The 8,780-nt window shown below is 37.9% G+C and carries 5 protein-coding genes and 2 pseudogenes; 1 reads left to right on the forward strand and 6 read right to left on the reverse strand.

All coding sequences use genetic code 11. The annotated features are described in order from the left end of the window. Together HMPREF3020_RS05605 and HMPREF3020_RS05610 are read right to left on the reverse strand one after the other, a co-directional pair. Positions 1-2,726: pseudogene (locus tag HMPREF3020_RS05605) on the reverse strand (S-layer family protein); the annotation flags it as partial. Then, a complete protein-coding gene (locus HMPREF3020_RS05610; protein WP_070775824.1) occupies positions 2,695-3,948 on the reverse strand; it encodes a VENN motif pre-toxin domain-containing protein in 1,254 nt (417 codons plus the stop codon). The gene HMPREF3020_RS05610 and the pseudogene HMPREF3020_RS05605, both read right to left, overlap by 32 nt. On the opposite strand from HMPREF3020_RS05610, the pseudogene HMPREF3020_RS09565 reads away from it, so the two are divergent. Then, positions 3,893-4,108 (forward strand): annotated as a pseudogene (locus HMPREF3020_RS09565) (hypothetical protein); the annotation flags it as partial. The gene HMPREF3020_RS05610 and the pseudogene HMPREF3020_RS09565 overlap by 56 nt on opposite strands. 131 nt (positions 4,109-4,239) lie before the next feature. Here HMPREF3020_RS09565 and HMPREF3020_RS05615 read toward each other — a convergent pair. The 4 genes from HMPREF3020_RS05615 to HMPREF3020_RS05630 all read right to left on the reverse strand — a co-directional run. After that, on the reverse strand, positions 4,240-4,599 hold the full coding sequence (locus HMPREF3020_RS05615; RefSeq protein ID WP_070775825.1) for a hypothetical protein: 360 nt from the start codon (positions 4,597-4,599) through the stop codon (positions 4,240-4,242). 1 nt (position 4,600) lies between these two features. After that, positions 4,601-5,155 carry a hypothetical protein gene (locus tag HMPREF3020_RS09535; protein ID WP_257281994.1) on the reverse strand — a complete coding sequence of 185 codons (555 nt, stop codon included), beginning with the start codon at positions 5,153-5,155 and terminating at the stop codon, positions 4,601-4,603. Positions 5,156-5,404: 249 nt separating this feature from the next. Next, positions 5,405-5,770: a hypothetical protein gene (locus tag HMPREF3020_RS05625; RefSeq protein ID WP_065264895.1), complete on the reverse strand. Its 366-nt coding sequence runs from the start codon at positions 5,768-5,770 to the stop codon at positions 5,405-5,407. Position 5,771: 1 nt separating this feature from the next. Beyond that, positions 5,772-8,780 (reverse strand): hemagglutinin repeat-containing protein (locus HMPREF3020_RS05630; protein WP_180363113.1); only part of this gene is annotated, 3,009 nt, incomplete at its 5' end.

An 8,780-nucleotide genomic window follows, 5' to 3' on the forward strand; every position in this document is an offset into this window, starting at 1 on the left:
GTTGAGCTTGTTAAACCTCTAGATTTACTTTTTGAACCACTAGAAAGCTGCTCTTTATAACGGGCTTCTTGGATATTAATATTCCCCTCAGACATCACATTCATAGTGCCATTACTGGTTACAGAAACACCTCGCATTTCAACCGCACTTTTACCTACAGCATCAAGATTTCCTGTAACATTTAACTGACTGCCAACTTCTTGTTTTTGATCAAGCTTATAGTAATTATCTGCATTTGGTACGTAATGCTCTTTATTTTCAGTTTCTACCGTACCAAAATTCAATGCTTTACCTGCAGAGAAAACCACATTTCCATTCACATCTACATTTGCACCTTTTACAGTAATATTTTCAGTCGCAATAAAGCTAGCACTGCCTTTTTTGTTATCATTGCCAACCTTTACAGATGCTTGTTGTGTTAGTGATTTTTGGTAAAAATCAGGTGTGTTTTCTGTTTCACTCGTGGTACTTTCAATATTAATATGCTTTCCTTGAGCAACTAAATGATCTGTTGCATTTAACTCTCCACCAAGATTATTGAGCATATTTTTAGCTACCAAATAAAGTTCTCGACCCTGTAAGCGACCACCTAAGTTCTCAATATTATTTGCGGCTAAGCCTGTTAGATTACGTCCAGAAATTACGCCACTATTTTGTACATCACCTTTGATATTCATAATGACATCATTGGCAGAAATCACTGCACCTCGACTATCAATATCGGTATTACGTCCAACAACGTAAACCTGTGGCACTAATACTTCTTTCTTAGAACCATCTTTTAAAGTCACTTCACGTTTTACCATCCAAACCATATCAGAAGTTAACTCTTTCATCTGAGAAGATGTCAAAGCAACGCCTGGTACTAAATTCATTTTTTGGGCGTAGTATGCCCCGTTATCCATCAAGGCTTTATATTGGTCATAATCGGAAGAGTAATTTTCTAGAAAACGTCTACCAGTGAGCTGATTAATTTGTTCGTTTACTAAACGTTGTTCATAAAAACCATCGCCCAAACGTTTAAGCATATTTTGTGGATCATTGCGCAACTGTTTGAACATATAATCAGAACTGAGCCATTTAGATTTCTGTGTAAAACGCGGATCTGTTTCAACCAAAAACTGTCCTGATACCTCAGGGTTGATTTTATAAAGGCTTGCCTGTGGCAATGAAATATCTGGTAAATGCGTTTTGATATCAAGGTTATCTTTATTTTTCATCACTCCAGACGTGATTGCTTCTAGATTAACGCGGTGAACATTTAAATCTGTATTTAAAGGTGTTTTCTCCGCTAATGAAATGCCTTGGAAATCTGATTTATCCCCAACAATTATGCCAGTAGACTCCACCGGCTCACCTATTTTTAAAAGTTCCAGCCCAAATTTGAACGGTTCGACAGGTAAGAGGCGGTCAATTTTTTGTTCATCTCCTCCATACACAGCCCAAACTTTTTTACCTCTCGAACCATGATGACGATGTTCTTTTTTAATATCTTTTTTCAAACCGATATCTCGACGATGAATTTCACCATCAACATCAATATTACTCAGTTTTAGTAATCCTTGACTTACTGTACTGACGGGTTCCTTAATCGCCTTATCCGCTAAATATAAGGTGTCACCAATCACAATTCGAGAGTGTTTATTCGTATACTCCCCCCCTTCCAAATGTAAAGATTGCCCGATAAGCAATTTACTGGGATCTTGGTGTTCAATGGTATTAGTATCTGTGGTTCGAATGTAATCTTGTTTCAGCCAATTTCGAGCTGCCACAGCTTTACGTCCATCATTGAAACGAAAATATTGATTGCTATTATGACGACTATTATTAACATGATCTAAATAACCCTCACCTTTTTCTCCTTCATTACTATAATAAGTCGCACTACTATCAAATGGGGAATAAGTAACAAAATGATTTTTAGTATATTTATGTCCTAACCTTAAATGTAAATCTTGGTTTAAAAGATGATGTGTCTTAATCCAACCACTTCCTAAAGCTTCAATGGTTGCACTACCGTTATCAATGCTATTTGCATAACCAGTTGCTTGATTATTGTCATTTAACTGTCCACCAATATAGATATTACCTAAACTCATAATAAGTGAATGGTTACGGTTTACTAAATTACTGACACCTAAATCAAGTCTCTCGCGAGCAGCGATAGTCGCTGCTGTTCCGTCAGTGTTCTCAAGATTATTTAAATTATTTGCTTGAATGGCAAGATGACTACCATAAATACGTGCAGTACCGATATTATTGACATCATTGGCTTTAATCACTGTGGTGTCACCATCTATTAAACCAAAGTTATCCAGTTTATTGGCTTGAATGCGAGTGTTTATCGAGGAAATTTCTGCATTAGCATTATTTTGAATAGTAGATCCTTCAACTGATGCTGAATTACCTACCACAAGGTTGGAATTATTAACAAAATCACCTTTTGTTTTAAAAGTAAGATTATTGCCTACACCAAAGGCTTTATTTAGGGTAAAGCTATCATTTAACTCAATACCCAAATCTCCTTTTGTTCTAATCGAACCTTCATCCGCTAATGTTTTGGCTTGTAATGTTGTGCCAATCACCGATTCAATTTTTCCTAGTGCATTATTTACAACCAAGGTTAAATCTGGATTTACAATATCAACTCGACCAGCCGATAAAATCTCACCTTGTTGGTTATCAAGAGATTGATTAACTGTAATATTTGCTGATTTTCGCAACATTAACACTGGAATGGGCTACATCAATCTTTCCATTTTTTAATTTGGCAATAGACTTAGCTATCGCCAATCCCGCACCACTTAGCACCACTCCTCCAGTTGAAACACCTTTCATTTGGCCTTGGCGGTAACCTTGCATTTCACCCGCGAGTTTTGGATTTTCTTGAAGAGCACGCGCATAAGCCTCATCCCAATCTTTCAACGAGACCACAACATTATTATAGGTTTTCTCTGGGTTTGAGATAGCTTCCCATAAAGAGACAACGGTATCATCTAAATTAACAACAGCATTCGCTGTTTCTTTAACACTATCAAGTTGCCCTTGAGCTTCTGCAATCTCTAGACCTTCTTGATATTCTTTAGCTTTATCTTCATCTCCATTGAATAAAACCTTGGCATACATTTCAATGTTTTGCTTACGCTCATCACTAGGATGAACGTCATCAGCCATGCTGTTATTCTCCACTGAATCTTTCGCTGTTTTAGCTGCAATAATTGCCCCATCAGAGCTATCCGATAAAGTACCACCAGCAATACCTGCTGCTACTTGGCTTAAAGACGATACCGTACGTTTTTCTTCTTCGCTAAGCTTTTCAGGTGATTTATTGTAAAGTGTCGAGGCAAGGAAATGAGCCGCCGTCTCACCACCAGCTGCACCCGCAGCACCAGCAGCAACATTACGGTTGCCTGCATAAGCCTCTACCGCGCCCCAAAGTGCATGAGCTGTCAAATTGAGCGCGGTATTCACATTGCCTTTTGCATCTGTTGTCGCTTTCTTAATTTGATTATTCACCGCAGGTGATAATCCTGAAGCCACCACTTCCGCTGCCGGTCTGCCAGCTAAAGCGGTACTGATAACATTTAATGCCGAATCAATGATAAGGCGTTTACTTCCACCCGTTTCCCATTCTTTAGCTTCGCGACTCGCTGTCTCAAAATTATCTCGTGCTTGTTTTACTAAAGTGCGGTTAGTTTCGTTGTTGTTTTCTGCCTTGGCTTTTTCTGCTTCTTCTAACGCAATTGCGGCTTCATGACGCTTCGCTTTCGCTTCTTCGCCAAATTTATTAGCAAGCAAACTTCCTGCTTCCGCGACATTTGGTCCAAATTTCTCTGTCACCTCACGTTGGAAATCAAGTTCTTTTTGAACATCATCTTTATTAAAACGGTTCTCTAATTTGCCACTTTTTGTCGTGCTAGATTGGCTATTGGAATCTTTACTATACACCAATGCAAGGTTTAGGTTTAATAGTAATATTCACCTTTTCGGCAAAGGCGAAGTCAATGCCCATCGCCGTTTAGGTGTATTACTTGCCCGTGATATTTCCGTAGAAAAAGCATTGGAAAAAGTAGAACGAGCTTACGCGAAGTTGGATGTGAAATTATAAGGTTTGCTTACCATAAGTATCGTTGAAAATACAAAGTGCGGTCAGTTTTTGAGAGATTTTAAAACTCTTTAAAATTGACTGCACTTTGTATCGAGTTAAATTGTACTCTGCTTAAAATACTTCTGCATTATTTATCCCCAAGGCTTAGCATCAGGTTTGCTATGTTTTTTTCGCCATTGGATACATATTGGACTATCCCACATTAGCCTTTCTTCACAAACTGGACCACCTTCAAGATACCAACCTTTTTTCTCTAAACAAAGATTCTCTTCTGGATTAACACTTTCACCTGTCACAAAATCCATACCACAATCCGACATGTCTTTTTTTCTTCTTTCAAGAAAATTAATACGTCCTTGAGGATCTGAGTTAGGAAATAAAGCCCTAGAATTATGCAAACGCCAATGATCATGTGGTGGTGGTGGTTGAAATCCTCCAAAAGAACAAGCATTGATTGTTAGCAAACCAAATATAAAAAATAGAATCTTCATATCATTCTCCTTTTGATTTATTTAAATTAAAAATGGTTTGCTCATTTCCCATTTTTAGATCTCCCTTCGTTCGATATCCATCAATAACGCATTGTTGTTGCCCTAGTCCATAGCAATTATGTACTGATGAAGTGTCACCAAATATATCACTAATACGTTCAACCAAACCTTTATTGAGATTATTTTCAGATGTTGTTGCAGGGTTTCCTCCCAATAAAATCGGCATACTACCAACAGGGTCACTAGCATGATTCTCAATCCGAATTGAACCATTTGAAGTGGTTCTTTCTTTACCCGTTTGCAATTGACTTAAATAACCATCCGCTCTTGTAACATCAGCTGCAGGACCCACCATTTTAACAGTGGTGTTTGAAAGCAATTTTTTCTCTCGGTTGTCTTCTGTATTTAATGCTTTTAATGCATTACTAACAGTTAATGTTCCACGACTATGAGAACCGAGGTATAAATCATCTTTACCATATTGCTTCATCATGTTCATCGCTTGTAAACTCGAATTATCCATCCCTAATAGGTTTCCAAAAGAACCTTCGAACATCTTTTCATAACCGGCCCCCCACGATGGCGCGCGTCTCCTGACGCGTGCCAAAACATCTGTTTTGTTTAATTCAAATTTTCACTATTTTTATGAGTAATTTCAGTTTGTCTATTCTTAGATAGATACAAGCACGCGTCAGGAGACGCGCGCTATCTAGCAGCAACTCTTGCCTTTAGAAAAGTGCGGTCAATATTCAAGAGATTTTAGAATTCACTGAATATTGACCGCACTTTTAAGCGCCTTTTTTAATTACTGCCAAGGCTTAGCATCAGGCTTGCTGTGTTTTTTTCGCCATTGGATACATGGAGGTCTATCCCACATTAGTGTATTTTCACAAACAGGTCCACCTTCTAAATACCAGCCTTTTTTCTCTAAACAAAGATTGACCTCTGGATTATCACTTTCTCCTGCCGCCCAATCTATAATACCGCAATCAGTCATATCTTTTTTTCTTCTGTCAACATATTTAGTTAAAACATCAGGATCTGATTCAGGGAATAATGCATCCGCATTATGCAAACGCCAATGATAGTATGGCGGTAGAGGTTGAAACCATCCACTACAGCTTGTAAGCAATAAGATTGAGGGTATTAAGAATAAAAATCTTATTTTCATTTTATTTCTCCTTCGCTTTATTTAATTCAAAAATAGTTCTTTCATTACCCATTTTGAGATCTCCTTTAGTTCTATATCCATCAATAACGCATTGTTGTTGTCCTAACCCGTGACAATTATGTACGGATAAACGTTCATCACTAAACATATCTGCTGTTCGCTGTAACCAGCTTTTATTCAGATTATTTTCAGATGTCGTTGCAGGGTTTCCTCCCAATAAAATCGGCATACTACCTACTGGGTCACTCGCATGATTCTCAATCCGAATTGAACCATCTGAAGTGGTTCTTTCTTTACCCGTTTGCAATTGACTTAAATAACCATCCGCTCTTGTAACATCAGCTGCAGGACCCACCATTTTAATTGTCGTACCTGAAAGTAGCTTTTTAGCTTGGTTATCTTCTGTATTTAGCGCTTTTAATGCATTACTTAATGTTAATGTGCCACGACTATGGGAACCTAGGTATAAATCATCTTTACCATACTGCTTCATCATATTCATCGCTTGTAAACTTGAATTATCCATCCCTAATACATTCCCAAAAGAACCTTCGAACATTTTTTCATAACCGGCAACTAAGAGCTCTGACAAACCATTTTTCGCTTTAGGATGGTGAACAAAATAAACATCTTTATATACCTTTTGATTTATATTGCCTGTCTTATCATCCCTGCCCGCAATATAGTTTTGTACTGCAAATTTTGCGGCGGAATTACGATCATTAAAGATGCCATTAAATGCAACGACATATTTACTCTCTGTTTTCCCTGTTTTTGGATCAGTATAAGTAACTTTTTGTAATTGATTACGCTCTTGATCTGATAACTCATGCAATTGATAAATATTACGTCCTTTATCCAATTGTTCTTGAAGATAGTCTTTTCGACTTACTCCCTTAGCATCCGCTTCTTCATTTATTTTCTTCAGGATTTCTGGATCCTTTATAGGATTCCCTTTTTCATCCACTTTATGAGTAAACATCCGATGTTCTGCGATAAACATTGTTCGATAAGCTTCATCCGTAGCACCACCAACATTCTTCGTAAAACTCTGAATTGTTGCAACATCCTGTTCAACTTCTTTTTGCATTTTCGCATGATCTGCTTTTTCAAGTTTATTTGCGTCTTGCTCTGTTGATTTCTTGATAGTCTCAATATTCTGTTTGCCCTGTATACTCGCAATATTAAAGTTACCATCACTAATCACAGCATTAGTTATACTCTGATTATTTTCACTTTGACTGCTATAGCTCGCTAAATTAGCTAGACCAATTTTTGCTGCAGCGTATAAATCTGTACTATGAACATCATTTGTGCCTAAACCAAATTTTACTGGCAATTGATTTGCTTTATTTGGATTCGCCTGTTCAAAGGTTTCGCCCTTTCTATCCTCACCACGATAAGTTTTATTTAAAGCTTTATCCTCATCAGAAGTTTGATCACGATCTACAGAGAAACCTCCCATCAATCCCATCGCAGATGATTTCGCATTAGAATAATTTTGAATATTCGAATATTCGAAATCTTGTGCTGTCATTTGATTTTTCTCTTTTGGTGCACTTGAAATGATAGCGCCACCAATAGAAGAAACTTTATTTTTTACATTGATATCATAGCCATCATTACCTGCAAAAATTCCTGCCTGTTCATTTACACTCGCATAGTCTGTATTAACTTTCGACTTATTGAAACTACCACCCGCAGCAAAACCGTAGCCTACTGTCACACTAGCACTTGCATTCATTTGCTTACCGCGATAGCTAGATTTATCTTGCAAGCTTTCAATTTTCAGATTTTCTGCATCTAATTCGACACCTTTACCTTTAACTTGACTGCCCGCAAGGGTTACATCTCCGCCTGCTTTAACCACAGTTTTACTTTGGCTATCACCTACATGGCTAGCAACATAAGTAGTTTCATCACCATTGCCGTAGCCTTTCCCGTAATTACCCCCTACAGTAACCCCGGCAGCCTCACCATTACTCACTTTAATGGCTACCCCTGCATTAAAACCACTTGATTTATTGGTACTACGTTCTTGGTGGTTTTGTTCTGTGGCTTTGATATTGACTTGGTTATCTGCAATCAATGTTGTGCCTTGTTTGCCTGAGATATCTGAGCCTTCAATATTAATATTGGAATCCTTTCCTGCACCTGTCGCCATAATATTTACTTTGCCGCCAGCATTAACTTGGGATTTATAGGCTGTTTTTCCTTCAGTATGAGAGTGAGATTCGCTCTTCTGTTGACCATAAGTGATTTGTACACCGATCAAGGAGTCGACATCCCCTTCACCATTCATAAAATCTTTGACATCGGTTACAGCTTTTTTTCCAGATTGGTAGGCACGATAAGCCTCAAAGCCAGCATTAGCTGCCGACATAGTATTCACTCGGTCATGTTTACTATCGCCAACTTGTTTAGTGGATTCGATAGCCCCTTGTACTGCTTGAATAGCAGAAATAACAGGAGAGCTAATAGCAATAGTTAAACCTTTTTGCTCAAATTTTTGTTTGGTATTGGTTTCATATTTGTCATCTGCAGCTTTAATATCGACTTTTTTCGCCAGAATATTCACATCGCCGTCTTTGATTGCACTCACCTTACTCGCAGTTTGAGTATAAGTGTTTTCCGCAATCATCGTAGTATTACCGTTCAAGCTACCTACTTGGCTACCTTTCGCATAAAGCTTAGTCTGATCACTTTCTGTGGTTTGTTTTTGAGAACCAAAGGTTACTCCAATACCACCTCCCAATATGCCTGATTTTTTCTTGCTGTAATAATCATCAGAGTAGACTCGGTTCTCAGCTTCGCGAATATCAATGTTTTTAGCCTTCACCGTCAAACCATTACCAGCTGCTACATTTGAGCCCTGAATAGTGACATTACCTTTGCTTGAATGAAGATAAATCTTATCTGCATCTAAATTTGAGGCTTCCGCAACGTCATAATCGTGTTTATGTCGATAAACTTCTGTCGTTGAGCTTGTTAAACCTCTAGATTTACTTTT

This window comes from Haemophilus sp. HMSC068C11 (assembly GCF_001815355.1).
Taxonomy (GTDB): Bacteria; Pseudomonadota; Gammaproteobacteria; order Enterobacterales; family Pasteurellaceae; genus Haemophilus_D.

Coding starts and splice junctions, on each gene's coding strand:
- HMPREF3020_RS05615 (WP_070775825.1), bottom strand. CDS start 4,599: ATGAAGATTCTATTTTTTATATTTGGTTTGCTAACAATCAATGCTTGT.
- HMPREF3020_RS09535 (WP_257281994.1), bottom strand. CDS start 5,155: ATGTTCGAAGGTTCTTTTGGAAACCTATTAGGGATGGATAATTCGAGT.
- HMPREF3020_RS05625 (WP_065264895.1), bottom strand. CDS start 5,770: ATGAAAATAAGATTTTTATTCTTAATACCCTCAATCTTATTGCTTACA.